14 protein-coding genes are annotated in these 13,873 nt (G+C 72.7%); 3 read left to right on the top strand and 11 right to left on the bottom strand.

Annotated elements, in window-relative coordinates:
- Positions 1 to 140 precede the first annotated feature (140 nt).
- On the bottom strand, positions 141 to 1,814 hold the full coding sequence (locus tag HLK59_RS50925) for a C40 family peptidase (RefSeq protein WP_240982355.1): 1,674 nt from the start codon (positions 1,812 to 1,814) through the stop codon (positions 141 to 143).
- A gap of 260 nt (positions 1,815 to 2,074) precedes the next feature.
- Here HLK59_RS50925 and HLK59_RS11900 point away from each other — a divergent pair, with 260 nt between their 5' ends.
- Together HLK59_RS11900 and HLK59_RS11895 are read left to right on the top strand one after the other, a co-directional pair.
- Entirely contained in the window at positions 2,075 to 2,734 is a 660-nt protein-coding gene (locus HLK59_RS11900; protein ID WP_171141331.1) for a class I SAM-dependent methyltransferase, read from the top strand.
- Between the two features lie 96 nt (positions 2,735 to 2,830).
- Complete coding sequence (locus HLK59_RS11895; RefSeq protein WP_171141330.1) at positions 2,831 to 3,571, top strand: YwqG family protein; 741 nt, start codon at positions 2,831 to 2,833, stop codon at positions 3,569 to 3,571.
- Between the two features lie 136 nt (positions 3,572 to 3,707).
- Here HLK59_RS11895 and HLK59_RS11890 read toward each other — a convergent pair whose 3' ends face one another.
- The 6 genes from HLK59_RS11890 to HLK59_RS11865 form a co-directional block, all read right to left on the bottom strand.
- Positions 3,708 to 5,423, bottom strand: a complete 1,716-nt coding sequence (locus tag HLK59_RS11890) for a SpoIIE family protein phosphatase (protein ID WP_171141329.1) — start codon at positions 5,421 to 5,423, stop codon at positions 3,708 to 3,710.
- Positions 5,420 to 6,505, bottom strand: a complete 1,086-nt coding sequence (locus tag HLK59_RS11885) for an ATP-binding SpoIIE family protein phosphatase (protein ID WP_171141328.1) — start codon at positions 6,503 to 6,505, stop codon at positions 5,420 to 5,422. The genes HLK59_RS11890 and HLK59_RS11885 overlap by 4 nt, the downstream gene beginning before the upstream one ends.
- Positions 6,505 to 6,942: an anti-sigma regulatory factor gene (locus tag HLK59_RS11880; protein ID WP_171141327.1), complete on the bottom strand. Its 438-nt coding sequence runs from the start codon at positions 6,940 to 6,942 to the stop codon at positions 6,505 to 6,507. Before HLK59_RS11880 ends, HLK59_RS11885 begins: the two co-directional genes overlap by 1 nt.
- The gene (locus HLK59_RS11875) at positions 6,942 to 7,361 is read right to left on the bottom strand and encodes an STAS domain-containing protein (RefSeq protein WP_171141326.1); all 420 of its coding nucleotides are present in this window, start codon (positions 7,359 to 7,361) and stop codon (positions 6,942 to 6,944) included. Before HLK59_RS11875 ends, HLK59_RS11880 begins: the two co-directional genes overlap by 1 nt.
- Positions 7,358 to 8,257, bottom strand: coding sequence for an STAS domain-containing protein (locus HLK59_RS11870; protein WP_171141325.1), 900 nt, complete (start codon positions 8,255 to 8,257; stop codon positions 7,358 to 7,360). The genes HLK59_RS11875 and HLK59_RS11870 overlap by 4 nt, the downstream gene beginning before the upstream one ends.
- A gap of 137 nt (positions 8,258 to 8,394) precedes the next feature.
- On the bottom strand, positions 8,395 to 9,579 hold the full coding sequence (locus HLK59_RS11865; RefSeq protein WP_171141324.1) for a PP2C family protein-serine/threonine phosphatase: 1,185 nt from the start codon (positions 9,577 to 9,579) through the stop codon (positions 8,395 to 8,397).
- Between the two features lie 138 nt (positions 9,580 to 9,717).
- Between HLK59_RS11865 and HLK59_RS11860 the strand changes: the two genes are divergently transcribed.
- Entirely contained in the window at positions 9,718 to 10,194 is a 477-nt protein-coding gene (locus HLK59_RS11860; RefSeq protein WP_346779714.1) for a MarR family transcriptional regulator, read from the top strand.
- A gap of 227 nt (positions 10,195 to 10,421) precedes the next feature.
- On the opposite strand, the gene HLK59_RS11855 is transcribed toward HLK59_RS11860, so the two are convergent.
- From HLK59_RS11855 to HLK59_RS11840, 4 genes are read right to left on the bottom strand one after another with little or no spacing between them, the layout of a single operon-like run.
- Positions 10,422 to 11,123 carry a 4'-phosphopantetheinyl transferase superfamily protein gene (locus HLK59_RS11855; RefSeq protein WP_171141323.1) on the bottom strand — a complete coding sequence of 234 codons (702 nt, stop codon included), beginning with the start codon at positions 11,121 to 11,123 and terminating at the stop codon, positions 10,422 to 10,424.
- Positions 11,124 to 11,155: 32 nt separating this feature from the next.
- Positions 11,156 to 12,313 (bottom strand): acyl-CoA dehydrogenase family protein, encoded by a 1,158-nt coding sequence (locus HLK59_RS11850; RefSeq protein WP_171141322.1) that lies wholly within the window; start codon positions 12,311 to 12,313, stop codon positions 11,156 to 11,158.
- Positions 12,310 to 12,963: a hypothetical protein gene (locus HLK59_RS11845; RefSeq protein ID WP_171141321.1), complete on the bottom strand. Its 654-nt coding sequence runs from the start codon at positions 12,961 to 12,963 to the stop codon at positions 12,310 to 12,312. Before HLK59_RS11845 ends, HLK59_RS11850 begins: the two co-directional genes overlap by 4 nt.
- Positions 12,960 to 13,868 (bottom strand): hypothetical protein, encoded by a 909-nt coding sequence (locus HLK59_RS11840; RefSeq protein ID WP_171141320.1) that lies wholly within the window; start codon positions 13,866 to 13,868, stop codon positions 12,960 to 12,962. Before HLK59_RS11840 ends, HLK59_RS11845 begins: the two co-directional genes overlap by 4 nt.
- Positions 13,869 to 13,873 lie beyond the last annotated feature (5 nt).

Below are 13,873 nucleotides of genomic sequence, written 5' to 3'. Positions count from 1 at the left end.
GCCTTGCCAACGGCACAGCCGCTCGCACATGTGGCCGAACTGCTGGCACGCGGCGGCTTCGCAGCGGACCTGACGCGGTGTGAGGCCGCCGTACTCACCGGCCATTCGCCGGAGACTGGAGCGGGAGCGGGAGCTGGGCGTCAGGCCGGACGGACCGCGCCCTTGATCGCGGCCTGGCCGGCGAAGAACACCGACTCCTCACGGATGGTCGCTCCCGGGCCCGGGGCGTGGATCATCATGCCGTCCCCGCTCCAGATGCCCACGTGCCCGAGGTCGTCGTGGAAGAAGACCAGGTCTCCGACCCGGACGTCGGCGAGGGAGACCTGCATCCCCCCTCCGCACTGGGCCGGGGCGGTCCGGGGAAGCGTGACTCCCGCGGCCTTCCACGCGGCCTGGGTGAGACCGGGGGCGTCGTACGATCCCGGCCCGACCGCACCCCATACACAGGGCCGGCCGATCTGCGCCCGGGCGAAGGCGATCACCCGCTCGGCCTGGGTGCTGTGGCCCGGGTCCGCCGACCGCCACGATCCGCCGGGGGCGGCGGGTGCGAGGGGGGTGGAGAGGGCTTCGGGTGCCGCGTAGGTGACCGGTTCCGCGTAGGTGAGCGGTGTCGCGTAGGTGACCGGTTCCGCGTAGGTGACGGGTGCCGTCGGGGCGGCGGCCACGGCCGGTGCGGCGTAGGCGGGAGCGGCACCGGCCATGGCCGGTGCGGCGTAGGCGTAGACGGGTGCGGCGGCCGTCTCGACGGGTGCCGCCTGCGCAGGGACCGCCCAGGCGGACGCGGGGACGTCCGGCAGGCCGGCGCCGTAGGTCGCGGTGGTCATGTCGGCCGGTGGGGCGGTGAGGTAGGAGGCGGTGGCCATCTCGGTCGGCGAGGCGGTGAGGTAGGACGCGGTGGTCACCTCGGCCGGTGCAGCCGTGAGGTAAGAAGCAGCGGCCATCTCGGCCGGCGAGGCGGTGAGGTAGGACGCGGCGGCCATCTCGGCCGGTGAAGCCGTGAGGTAGGACGCGGTGGGACCGGCCGACGGAGCCATGCCGTACGTCGCGGTCGCGCCGGTCGCCGGACCGGCACCGTAGGTCTCCCCTCCGCTCGCGGGAAGCTCCGCCCAGTAGGCAGTCCCGGCGGGGTCCGGGGCGGTTGCCGGTGTCGCGGTGGGCTCCGGGGCGGGCGCCGGGGCCGGCTGGTACACCGGCCACGCCGCCCCGTCGCCGCCGAGGACCGGCTGCGCTCCGGTTTGCCAGGCGCTCTCGTCCCACTGGGGCTCGGCTGTCGCGGCCGGCGCGACGGATGGGGCGGGAAGCTCCGGAAGGGATCCCGTGGTCGGTGCCTGGGTCGCTCCGCTGGTCAACTCCCGGACAGCGCCCGTGGGCGCCTTGGGCGCTTCGAGGGCGAGGGGTTGCGCGGGACGTTCCGTCGGGCGTGCGGGTCGTGCCCGCTCGGGCGCGCGGTCGGGACGGGCGGGCGTCCTCCTGTCCGGCTGTGCGACCGGCACGGTCGGGCCCAGCTTGGAACGGGCGGCGTCGAACCACTGACGGGCGAGTGCTCCGACCGCGGGCTGCATGTCCTCCTGGGACCGGTCGCGGCCGGCCTCGCCACGCTGGCGCGGGATCGCGGCGGCGCGGGTCGCATTGAAGGTGCCGGTGTCGCTCTCGGCCCGGTCGTAGAGGCTGTCGATCTTGCGCCGGACCTCGTCGCGACTGGGCCCCTCGGCTTGCGCGAGCCGGGCCTCGGCGGTGAGAGCACCCGATGCAGGGGAGTCGTCCCTGCCCGGGACGGCGATCACTCCGGTGGGCGAGGTTCGTTCCGGCGCCATGGAAACGGCACTCCTTCCGTACGAGAGTGCACGAGTCCACCTGTCTATCGGAGGAATTCGTGCAGACAGTTTCAACTTAGCCAACTTGTGAGCCTTCCGTGAAGATCGAAGCACTAAATGCCCGATATGCTTCTGTGACCTTCGCCCCTCCAATTGCTTCCGGCCCACGATCCGCTGAGCGACTGTCAGCTGACACCGGCTGGTTTGCCGGACCGGCAACAAGGCTGGCAATCCGATACGTGGTGGGCGACGGTGGGCTCGTGACCGACAACATCGCAGCAGTACCGCCCGCCGACGGATACCTCGGAGACCCCGCGGTGCGGGCGGAGTGGGACAACCGCTATGCCGACCGCCACCAGTTGTGGAGCGGCCGGCCCAATGGCGCACTCGTGGCCGAGCTCGCCGGGCTCACACCCGGGCGTGTACTCGACGTCGGCTGCGGTGAAGGCGCCGACGCCGTCTGGCTCGCGCGCGGCGGCTGGGACGTGACCGCGGTCGAGGTCTCCGGCGTGGCACTGGAGCGGGCGGCCGGGCACGCCCGGGACGCCGGCCTCACCGTCCGGTGGGTCCACGCCACTCTCACCGAGGCGGCACTCCCGCCGGCCTCCTTCGACCTCGTCTCCGCGCAGTACCCGGCCCTGCTGCGCACCCCCGACGCCGCCGCCGAGCGGGCGCTGCTCGCGGCCGTCGCGCCCGGCGGCACACTGCTGCTCGTCCACCACGCGGGAATGGACACCCAGCACTCGCACGACAGCGACTTCGACCCGGCCGACTACGTCTGGCCCTCGATGGTCGCCGACCTCCTCGACGAGGACTGGGAGATCCAGGTCGACGAGCAACGGCCACGCGTCGCACCCGACGGAGGCGCCGGCGCGCATCACACCGACGACCTGGTCCTCCGCGCGCGCCGACTGCGCTGAGCCCCTCGGGGCGGCTGGGGAGCGGGTTCCGCCCGGGAGGCGAGGCCTTCTGGGGCCGCGCGGTCCGTCATGATCGCCGCTGGCATACTCGCCGCCATGACATCGATGGATCCGTTCCGTGACGAAGCCCGCAGCCGTGACTTACCGCAGGACGAGGTCGAGCGGTGGCTCACCACCGTCCGGCACTGCGCGATACTGAGCCCCGCCGGTCAGGAGCCGCCCGCCGGTCCGGTGGCCGGACGGCTCGGCGGGCTGCCGCCGATGCCCGAGGGCGAGCCCGTGCCGGAGCTGCCGTTCCTCGCCTCGGTCGACCTGGCAGCCATCCCGCCGGGTGCGACGGACATCCCGCTGCCGACGGACGGCGCGCTGCTCTTCTTCGCGGACACCGAGGACCCGTGGAGCGACGACGACTGGGCCCGCCTGGTCTACGTCCCGCCCGGCACGCCGGTCTCCGAACGCGCGCCCGACGGCGAATGGCCGCCGACCGTCCACCCGGCCCAGGATCTCCGTCTGACGACCGAGCCCTCGCTGCCCAACCGGGGCTCGGACACGGAGGAGTTCCCGCACGGCGACGAGCTGGGCTCGGTGTGGTGGAAGAGGTGCGGCGAGATGCAGCCAGGCGGGCCGGTGCAGATAGGCGGCTATCCCTGGGTGTGGAACGCGGATCCCCTCACCGAGCACGACCACGGACCGGGCGACTGGGTGCTGCTCGCGGAGATCGGCGGTGAGGATCTGACCGAGGGTGACCTGGGCGTCGCCTACTGGGTGATCCGCCGGGACGACCTGGCCGCCCGCCGCTTCGACCGGGTCCGCGCCTGCTACGACATGGTCGGCTGAGGCGGTCTCCGACGAGTCGCGTGCCCTCACGTGGACGCTGGGCTCCAGGGCGATGCGGGCGCCGGCGCCGAGCAGGCGCACCGCGGATGCGGGCCGAAGAAGGCTGCCGAGCCCACGGGCGCGACCTCGGGCATCGTCACCGTTCGGCGGTGGCGTGCCGCGCGACATGGCACAGCAGCAGGCATACGTCGTCGTCGCGCTCGGAGTCGCTCAGCAGTGGGCCCAGCACGCGGTCCGCCGTGCCGTCGAGGTCCTCCAGTTCCGCGGGCCCGAACGCCCCGAGTGCGGCGGCGAGGCGGGCGATGCCCGGATCGATTCCCTGGGCGCGGCGTTCGACCAGGCCGTCGGTGTAGAGGGCCAGGGTCGAGCCGGGTGGGAGGTGGACGGTGTGGTCCTCGATCCGCTGGTCCAGTGGGATGCCCAGCATCGCGCCGGGCTTGGCGTCCAGCGTGTGTACCCGGCCGTCGGGGGTCCGCAGCAGCGGCGGTGGGTGACCTGCGGCCGCCCAGGTCAGCGTGGGCTCGTCGGGGTGGAAGCGGGCGATGACGGCGGTGGCGTACAAGTCGGGCTGGAGGTGGTGGAGGAACGTGTGCAGTCGGGTCAGCAGGGTGCCGGGGCTGCTGCCGTCCACGGCGTAGGCGCGCAGGGCGGTGCGGAGTTGGCTCATCATGACGGCGGCGCGCAGTCCGTGTCCGGTGACGTCTCCGATGACGGTGACCAGCGAGCCGTCGGGCCGGCGGAACGCGTCGTACCAGTCACCGCCGATGTTCAGCCCGTGGGTGGCCGGCAGATAGCGGGCGGCCAGTCGGAGCGCCGGTGTGGTGGGCAGGTCCGTCAGCAGGGCCCGTTGGAGCGTCTCGGCGATGTCCCGATTGCGTTCGAAGCGCCGGGCGTTATCGATCGCGATGCTGGCGCGGCGGACGAACTCGATGAGCATGACCGCGTCGTCGGGGTCCCAGCGCTCGCCGGGCGGCGCCAGGGTCAGCACTCCCAGCGGTGCCCGGCGGGTGGGCAACGGGACGCACAGCAGCGGACGTCCGGGATCGAGTGCCGAGGGCGGCTGGTCGTCGACGCCGGGCAGTTCGCCGGGTTCTAGTGCGGCGTACTGGGGCCGTCCGGTGCGGGCCGCGGTCACGGCCGCGGCGGGGTGGGATGTCGGGGGGCGGCGGTCGTCGTCGCCGTCGAACAGCCAGATGTCGACGCTGCGGGCGTACTCCGGCACGAGCAGTTCCGGAAGCCGGCGTACGACCTCGTCGTGGTTGAGGGAGGTCAGGGCCGCGCTGGCGTCGGCCAGGAAGGTGAGGCGTCGGCGGGCGTCCTCGGCCTGTCTGCGGGCCCGGTGCTCGGCGGCGAACGCTTCCCTCTGTGCCTGTCCGGCCGCGTCCAGTTCGGCGTGCAGGGCGAGTACGCCCTGATTGGTCTGATGCAGTTCCTCCCGGTGGAAGGCCACCAGTCGTTCCTGCTCGGCGAGTCTGTCCAGCAGGACGGCCGTGTCCTCGTCGGCGTCCAGCAGCGACTCGGCCAGCACCGCCGGGGAGTCCGCCACCGACGGGTCGTCCGCGATCGGCGTCAGGGCGCAGGCGGCGCTCGTCCGCCACGGGGGATGTGCGGCGGGGTCCGTGGCGGTGACCGTGACATGCAGATGCGCCTGCTCGGCGGCCGTTTTGGTGACGTGGAGCGTGAGCAGCCAGGAGCCGTCCTTGGCCAGGCACTCGCGCAGTTGTGCGCTGAGCGCCGTGGTGAGGCGGGTGCGTTGCAGCGGTGACAGTCCGTGCGCCGCGGCCAGGCGGGTGGTGGCGATGCGCGCCAGGGCCGCGTCGGTGGCGGTGTCGATCGGCCAGGTGTGCTTCAACGGCCCTCCTCCGGTACCCGGGTCAGGACCGCCACGGCGGTGTCGTCACGTGCCGGCCGGGCGGCGCTGCCGCTGTCGCGCAGGGTGACCGCCGCCATCAGGGCGGGATCGGCGAACAGCAGGTCCGGTGCGGACGGCGGCTTCTGACGGCTGGGGAGGCCGTCGCTGTGCAGGAGCAGCACCTGGCCGGTGCCCCAGTGTCTGAGGTCCTCGGGCAGTGTCCGCGGCCGGTGGACGCCGGCGATGCCGGGGCGGGACAGCAGGGGGTGCCAGGCATCCGCCTCCCAGAGCCAGGCCCCCACGTTCCCGAGGCCGGCGAAACGGAGCGTCCCGGTGCCGGTGTCGACCTGGGCCACGGCCACGGCGGCACCCCGGGTGCCGCGCAGAGCGGTGTCGAGTTGACGCAGGAGCTCTGCCGGGGCGAGGTGGGCTGATCCGCGCAGCGCCTGTACGGCCGCCGTCGAGGCGTGGGCCGCCTGGGATCCGTGGCCCAGGCCGTCGGCCAGCAGCAGCGTCACGCGGTCGCCGGATCGGGCCCAGGCCCAGGCGTCCCCGGAGTGTTCGGCCCCGCCGAAAGGGAGGTTGACGCCGCCAGCCCGTAGTCCGTCCGCCCGTAGTCCGTCCGCCCGTGGTCCGCCCGTCTCTGGTGCGGTGTCCCGTCCGGCGGGGCCGATGCGGGCCAGCGCGACCGTGCCCCGGCCCGGGGCGCTGTGCACCGCGAAAGCGTCGGCGACGCGTCGGCAGGTGCCCAGGCCCGCGCCCAGCGACCGGGTCGTCGTGAAGCCGTCGCGCAGGGCGGCGGTGACGTCGGGTATGCCGGGGCCGTGGTCGATCGCCGCGATCTGCACGAGCCGGCTCGGGTCGCCGCCGTCCGCCGGCACCTGCCCGGGCACGACGTCTAGGAGCAGGCGGCCTCCCTTCGCGTGTTTGAGCAGGTTCGTGGCCAGTTCCGTCGTCACCAGGGCGGCGGCCGCGGTCCGTGCCTCGTCGAGTCCGGCCAGGGTCGCGGCGTGCTCGGCGGCGACCCTGGCGTCCCGTATCCGGGTGGAATCGTGGACCGGTACGTCCCACACGCGCGGCATCAGACGCCTCCGTAGGAGCGCGGCGGCGAGGCCCAGCAGACCACCGTGACCGTGGTGCCCGCTCCCGGTGTGCTGTCGATGGTGAACTCGTGGACCAGGCGCCGGGCACCGCCCAGCCCCATGCCCAGGCCGCCGCCCGAGGTGTAGCCGTCGACGAGCGCCCGCTCCAGGTCGGTGATGCCGGGTCCTTCGTCGGCGAAGGCCAGCCGGAGGCCGCGCGCGCGACCCTGTGTCACCTCTGCCGACTCCATCCGGCCGCCCCCGCCGTGCACCAGCGTGTTGCGGGCCAGTTCACTGGCGGCGGTGACCAGCTTGGTCTGCGCGACCAGTCCGAAGCCCAGCAGGCCGGCGGCCTGCCGCACGTGCTGGCGCACCCAGGCGAGATCCATCTCGGAACGGATCGGCAGGATCGCCTCGGCGGCTGTGGACGATGGCATCAAGGATGCTCCTGAGGCGATCCACCGGGGTCGGCCGCCGCGGTGCGGGGTGCCAGCAGCTCCAAGGCCGTCTCCGTGGTGAGGGCGGTACGCAGTCCGGGCAGTGTCAGCCCCAGCTCGACCAGGGTGATCGCCACTGCGGGCCGCATGCCGGCCAGTACGGTCCGGGCCGCCAGCAGCGAGGCGTTGGCCGCGATCTCGGCGAGCACGCGGCCGAGGAAGGAGTCGACGACCTCCACTCCCGAGATGTCGATGACCACGCCGGTCACCTGGCTGTCCGCGATCGTGACGGCGATGTCCTGCTGGAGCTGCTGCGCCATGCTGTCGTGCAGGTCGCCCTGGAGGGTGACCAGGAGAACCTCGCCCAGACGCAGCACCGGTACGTGGACCGCGACGCCGTGGTGGAGCCCGTCGCTCATCGTGTCCCCGCACCGCCGGAGGCCGGCGCGACGATACCGACGCCCAGCTCGTGCAACGCGTGGGCCAGCGCGTCCGCCAGGCTGGCGCGGGTGACCACCGTGCCGAGGTCCAGGCCGAGATGGACGATGGTCTGGGCGATCGCCGGGCGGATGCCCGACACGACGCACTCCGCGCCCATCAGCCGCGCCGCCGCCACCGTCTTCATCAGGTGCTGGGCGACGAGCGAGTCCACGGTGGGGACACCGGTGATGTCGAGGATCGCGAAGCGGGCGTGCTGGTCGACGATGGCCTCCAGCAGCGTCTCCATGACGACCTGGCTGCGCGCGCTGTCGAGGGTGCCGATCAGCGGTACCGCCACGACGCCGTCCCACAGCTTGATCACGGGGGTGGCGACCTCCAGCAGCTGGAGCTGTTGGCGTTCGATGAGCGCCTGCCCTTCGGACAGTGCCGTGTCCAGCACGACCAGTCGCAGTGTCCCCATCAGCACGGTGAGCGCGGTCGTGCACTCACGTACCCGCTCGGCGGCTTCCTCCGGGAACTCCTCGACCAGGAAGCCCGCGACGGGCGGGCGCAGGGCCTCCACCTCCCCCGACACCTGGGCCATGGTGATCCCGGCGCGGGAACGCGCGGCGGCCATCCGGGCCAACTGCTCGCGCACGACCGCGAATCCGGAGGCGTCCGTGTCGTACACGCGGTCCGACTCGGCCACCTGCGCCAATGCCTCGACCACGGTCCGGGCCGCCTCCACGGCCTCGTCCCGCGAGAGGGTGAACACACTGCGGAACAGCGGCTCGTCGGCCCAGCGCTGGGCGATCCGTTCGCGATGGCGGTACAGGAAGTCCCCGACCAGCCGCGCCGGCGTTCCCTGCCGTACTGCCGCTTCGTGCTCCGGCACCTGCTCTCACCTCATCCGAGTAGTGCGCTCGCGTGGCCCGCGATGGCCGAAGTCCGGCCGCGGGCGACACGAACTGTTGCCGAACGACAACTGTAACGAGTCCGCGCCGTGCCAGGTGTCCGGGGTCGGCCGGTCCGCTAGGGCATCGGCTGGTCGCCGAACCAGTCGAGGCAGACCACCAGCGCGTCGTCGTCCGGCTCCGGGCGGCCGCGGTGACCGCTCAGTTCCCGCAGTACCGCGGCCGGTACGTCGGCGGCGGGCAGCAGCCGCGTGGCCGTGATGGCCCGGGCGAGCGCGTGGTCCCCGTACGGTTCACCGCCGGGCGCGGCGACCGTGTGGACCCCGTCGCTGACGAACAGGACACGGTCGCCCGGGTGCAACTGGTGGTCCTGCGCCACGTAGTCGGTCTCCTCGAACATGCCGAGGGGAAGCTGCGCCTCAAGATCGACGGGTGTCACGGTCCCGTCGCGCAGACGCAGCATCCGCGGTGAGCCGGCGTCGATGATCCGCACGCGCCCGGTGCTCAGTTCGAGATCCACGAGCAGGACGGACAGGTATTCCTCGCCCCGGTACCGGGCGTAGACGGCCTGGTCGGCGAGGGCCGCCTGATCGGTGATGGGGACGCCGGCCCGCCGTGCGTTGCGCAGGGCGTTGATCCCGAGGTTGGTCAGCAGGGACGCCTCGATCCCCTCGCCCATCCCGTTGGTGACGTAGAGCAGGAGACGGTCGGCGGACACCGACCAGTCGAAGTTGTCACCGAAGATCGCGTAGGCGGGCTCCAGTTGGGCGCCCAGGGCGTACTGCGGCCCCGCGCAGGAGCGGGCCGGGAGCAGCTGCCACTGCATCTCCGCGGCGAGCGTGAGCCGCTCCTCGCGCCGGGCCCGCTGGTAGATGTCGGTGTCGCGTTCGGCCACCACCACCTCGTGTCCCAGGACCTCGGCCACCGCGGCCAGTTCGGCCAGGTCGTCGCCGGGCCGCACGCCGGGCGGCAGCGTGACCGACAGCACTCCCAGCCGGTCGCCGCGCACGGTGACGGGGAGGTACACCTGTGTGCGCCCGTCCTCTCCCTCGGTCACGTACGGCTCCTGCGACCCGAAGCAGCGACCGGCCGGGCCTGCGTGCACGGGCAGCGCCCGCGACGGACCGGCCGTCGCGGACACGGGCCGCAGCACCGTCGCCCCGTAGTCGACCAGGAGCAGGTCCACGCTCTCGGCGCCGTACTGTCCGCACAGCACTTCGCGGACGGTCGTCGGCAGTTGATGCGGAGCCGCGGAGCGCAGGGCGCGCTCGGCGGCCATGAATCTGTTCACGTCGTCGGTCATGCCATTCCGTGCGAGGGTGCGCCGCCGTGTCCGTGGTGCGACGGCGGCTGCACCCGTTTCTGCTGAACCATGCCCGCTCCCGCGCCTCGTGCGCCGGGGCGGGCTGACAGCGCCGGGTAAGACTGAGAAGGTGTCGGGGTGACGATCTCGCACCCCCGCCCGCAGCCCCAGGAGGTCGCGCGCGTGACCTCCGAGGCGGCCGAACTGCTAGAGGTCCTGTGGGGCCGGGCCTCGACGGCGCCGGTCTCGGCCTCGCAGCTGCGGGTCCTGTTCATCCTGGAACACAACGAAGGCATCAATCTGCGCACGCTCGCGGACGCGCTGGGCTCCACGCCTCCGTCGACGAGCCGGCTGTGCGACCGGCTGCAGGCCGTGGGATTCGTGGAACGCCGGGCCGCCACCGCGAGCCGACGCGAACTGGAGCTGTACCTGAGCCGACGCGGGCGGGTCTTCCTCACCGACCTGCGCGCCCGCCGGGAGAGCGCCCTGCAAGCCGTACTCGAACAGATGTCGACTCCGCAGCGGTCCGCGCTGTTGAAGGGACTGGAGGCGTTCTGTGCCGCGGCGGCGGCGCAGATCCACGAGGACGGCGATTCCGCAGCCCGCAGCGCCTGACGCCACTCCATCCCCGACCCCTCCCGCGCGTGCGAGCTCACTCTCTTGCCTTGACTTGACAGTTGTCAAACGGCAACTATTGTCAGGGGTCTGGGCAACGGACACGTTTACCTCCAACAGCAGCGTGTTCAGCGGCCAGGCGTGATGGCCTTCTCGTCTGCGGATCGCGATACGCGCCGCGGATGCGCGATTACCCCTGAACACGCACGTCATGCACGCGGTCGCGTCTACGCGCCCTCCGGATCGGCATGCCTGACCGAGATGCGGGGGGCCGCAGTCCCCGCGACGGCCAGCGCCGCCAGGTAGCCGTCCGGCACCGGCAGATCGCGCACCGACCAGGCGCCCCGGATCCGCCCGGACGGATCGCGGACGACGGCGGCGTCAGGGCCGGGGCCCGCGGACACCGCAAGGCCCAGACCCTGTGTGAGCCGCGCGCCCGCGGCCTTCACCACGGCCTCCTTTCGGGTCCACAACCGCAGGAACCGCTCGGCGCGTTCCGTGGGCCCCGCGCCCGCGGCCACGAAACGGACGTCGGTCGCGGGGAAGAAGCGCTCGGCGAACGGCTCGACCGCCAGACCCGGCCGCAGCCGGTCGACGTCCACCCCGACCTCGGCGTGCCGGGTCACCGCCACCAGAGCGAGCTCTCCGGAATGGGAGAGGTTGAACCGCAGACCGGGGCTGTCCACGAGCCGTGGTTTGCCATGACGTCCGCGCTCCAGGCGCAGTTCTCGGGGAGGAACGTCGAGGTGGTCGGCCAGAATCCGCCGCAGTGTGCCGCGCGCGATGACGAAACGTCTGCGGTCGGCCTCGAAACGGCAGCGGTCGGCGCGCTCGGTCTCCCGCCCCGACAGGATCCGGGACAGCCTCGCCACCGTGGCCGACGGCCCGTCGAGCGGCACCGTCCAGACGTCCACCGTGGGCTCGTCCATGTCAGAACGGTCCGGCCGGTACGAGGCCCGCGTCAGTCACGGCGAAGCCCTCCCTGGACCAGGCCGGTGAACAGGTTGAGTTTCTGGATGTTGCCGGTTCCCTCCATGAACTCCACACCACGGGCGTCCCGGGCGAGCTTGTCGAGCAGGGGGTGGTCCAGTCGGGCGCCGGGGCCGAAGTGGCCGAGCGCTTCGAGCGTCGCCTCCTCGGCGAGACGCGAGGCGCGTGCCTTCGCCGCGGACGCGAGGTAGCCGGCCGCCGGTTCGTTGTCGTCCACGGCGATCGCCGCTCGCCAGATGAGCTGCCGAAGCTCCGTCAGGCGGAGGCCGAGGCGGTCCAGTCGGTGCCGTTCGGACGTGTTCGGAGTGCGCCGGTTGTCCAGGACGTACTCGTAGGCGGCCCGCGCGATGCCCAGGCCGAACGCGGCGACGCCGGGGCGCAGGCGGTTCAGCCCCTGCACCGCGCTCCACATGCCGCGCTGGGTGGCCCGCAGATGTCTGCCGAGCACCTGCTCGGCGGGGACGCGGACGTCGTCGAGGGTGACGGCGGTGAGGCGCAGGCCGCGCAGCCCGATGGTCTCCAGGGGCTCGGCGGTGAACCCGGCCGCCGAGGTGTCGATGAGGACCGCGGTGACGCCGAGCGGTCCTGGACGGGTGCGGGCGAAGACGATGCCCAGGTCGGCGCGGGCCGCGTTGCCGATGTAGCGCTTGGCTCCCCGGAGCACGAAATGGTCGCCGTCCGGGGTGAGTGTGGTGTCCATCGCCGCCGCGTCCGAGCCGCGGTCGGGCTCGGTCAGCGCGAAGAAGGTCCACGTGGGTTTCTCCATGACCCGGCTGTAGAACCACTTCTTCTGCCGCTCGTCGCCCATGGCGTCGACGAGCACGCCCGACATCACCGGCCCCGGCGACGCCAGCAGCATGCCGGCATCGCCGACCGCCGCCTCCTCCGCGAAGACGACCCGCTCCAGGGTCCCGGTGCCGTAGAAGCGATGGCCGTCGATGACCACCGGATCGGGATTGAACTCGGGCGGCACCGTCATCCTCGTCAGGTACGACACGATCGCCACGTCCAGATGGCGGTGGATCGCGTCCGGATCCTGGTCGAGCTCCAGGGCCAGTGGCTTGAGCTCCTGCGCCCACGCGCGGGCCTGGCGCTGGAACGCCCGTGTCCTGTCGTCCAGTTCGATCATGCCGCTCCCCCGTGCTCAGCGCGGGCCGGGCCGAAGTAGACGTCGGTGATCAGCTCGGACACCCGGGCGACCTGTCCGGGCCCGTCCGCCAGGAAGCTCATGGCGCCGAGCAGTCGCAGCAGCATCCGGTCGGTCTCGGTGATCTGGGTGTTCAGACCGGCCAGGACGCCGTCGTCGAGGTCGCCCGGCGTGGCGTCGGCCAGCATGGTCCCGATCTCCAGCTGTTCGATCACCACCTCCGCGACACCGCCCTTGACCATCTGCTGGTGGAGCAGCTTCGCGTCGCCGACGGTACGGCCGCCGAGATGGGCGAGCACGGCGTCCAGCAGCCGCTCCGAGAGGCCGAAGCGCAGACAGGTCACGCCCAACGCCCATGCCGCCCAAGGGGTCCTGGACCCGCTCGGTGGTTCGGCCCGGCATCGCGACGCGACGACGACGCCGCCCTCCACCGTCATGGTCGCCAGGACGTCCCCCGCGTCGGCACCGGCGACGCCGGCGGGCGCCACCACGTGCCCACCCGGGCCGCGTGGCGGCGCCCCGTCGCAGACGGTCTCGCACAGCAGGGCCAGCGCCGGGACGAGGCCGTCGTGGCGGGCGGTGCGCCGGTACCGGATCCATTCGTCGGTGGCGACCGTGCGACGGCCGGTCATGTCCCCTCCTCAAGATCCAACGTGGTCGTGCTCAGGTACCGCAGAGTGCTGTCGTATTCGGCTACGACCATGCGGCGGGGCCCGCTTGCCGCGCATTCGGGGAGCACCTCGGCCAGGGCCGACCAGGGGCCGGTGCACGGAAGGCCAGGCGGCGCGGGACGCACGTCGATTCCCGGACCGAACCGTTCGGCGTCGATGTCGAGGCCCTGGCCGGTGATGAGGGTGACGGGCAGGCCGGCACCGCCGCCGTCCGGCCCGTTCAGCACCGCGTCGAGGGTCGCCCGGACCTCGTCCGGTGCCACGTCGGCGAGTTGCCGCGTGACCGGTTCGCCCGCCCGGCCCTCCGGACCGAAGAGCAGCGCCACCGCGCGGTCCTGCCGGGGCACGTCACGTGCCCCCGCGGTGTCGAAGAGGAAGGTCCGCTGATCGAGCAGGACGACCAGGGCGCGTCGGAAGGCGTCCGCGGCGGCGTACTCCGAGACGAGACGCAGGGCCGTGAACCCGATGGCGGTCCCCTGGTCGGAGAGGTTGAAGGCCAGCGGGTCGCCGGGCAGTACATCGGCCAGATAGCAGGACGGGGAGCGGCGGGGATCGGCGTCCGGGGCGGTGTTGGCCACGAGCACCAGGTCCACGGGCTCCTCCAGCGGGGGCAGGTCCGTGAGCAGTCGCTGGGTCATCTCGATGAAGGTGTTGCGCTCGCCCCGCTCGAGAAGCTCCGGGCGGTACTCCACCGGGTACGGGCGCACGAGGTCGGCCTGGAGCCGGCTCAGGCTCGGCTCCAGCGGATCGGGCAGGAAGGGTCTGCCCCCGGAGAAGGTCCGGCTGACCAGGTGCGACAGGCGCAGCGGCGGCCGCCGGGCGGGCGCCGCTGCGTCGGCCGAGCCGGGAGACGTGGTGAGGTACATCGGCG

It is taken from the genome of Streptomyces sp. S3(2020) (assembly GCF_013044505.1).
Classification (GTDB): domain Bacteria; phylum Actinomycetota; class Actinomycetes; order Streptomycetales; family Streptomycetaceae; genus Streptomyces.
This window is presented reverse-complemented; position numbering and strand designations above follow the sequence as displayed.

What these genes read in the sequence shown, in the direction of transcription:
- HLK59_RS50925 (WP_240982355.1), bottom strand. Translation starts at nt 1,814, where the DNA reads ATGGCGCCGGAACGAACCTCGCCCACCGGAGTGATCGCCGTCCCGGGC.
- HLK59_RS11895 (WP_171141330.1), top strand. Translation starts at nt 2,831, where the DNA reads ATGACATCGATGGATCCGTTCCGTGACGAAGCCCGCAGCCGTGACTTA.
- HLK59_RS11885 (WP_171141328.1), bottom strand. Translation starts at nt 6,505, where the DNA reads ATGCCGCGCGTGTGGGACGTACCGGTCCACGATTCCACCCGGATACGG.
- HLK59_RS11880 (WP_171141327.1), bottom strand. Translation starts at nt 6,942, where the DNA reads ATGCCATCGTCCACAGCCGCCGAGGCGATCCTGCCGATCCGTTCCGAG.
- HLK59_RS11875 (WP_171141326.1), bottom strand. Translation starts at nt 7,361, where the DNA reads ATGAGCGACGGGCTCCACCACGGCGTCGCGGTCCACGTACCGGTGCTG.
- HLK59_RS11865 (WP_171141324.1), bottom strand. Translation starts at nt 9,579, where the DNA reads ATGACCGACGACGTGAACAGATTCATGGCCGCCGAGCGCGCCCTGCGC.
- HLK59_RS11855 (WP_171141323.1), bottom strand. Translation starts at nt 11,123, where the DNA reads ATGGACGAGCCCACGGTGGACGTCTGGACGGTGCCGCTCGACGGGCCG.
- HLK59_RS11850 (WP_171141322.1), bottom strand. Translation starts at nt 12,313, where the DNA reads ATGATCGAACTGGACGACAGGACACGGGCGTTCCAGCGCCAGGCCCGC.
- HLK59_RS11845 (WP_171141321.1), bottom strand. Translation starts at nt 12,963, where the DNA reads ATGACCGGCCGTCGCACGGTCGCCACCGACGAATGGATCCGGTACCGG.
- HLK59_RS11840 (WP_171141320.1), bottom strand. Translation starts at nt 13,868, where the DNA reads ATGTACCTCACCACGTCTCCCGGCTCGGCCGACGCAGCGGCGCCCGCC.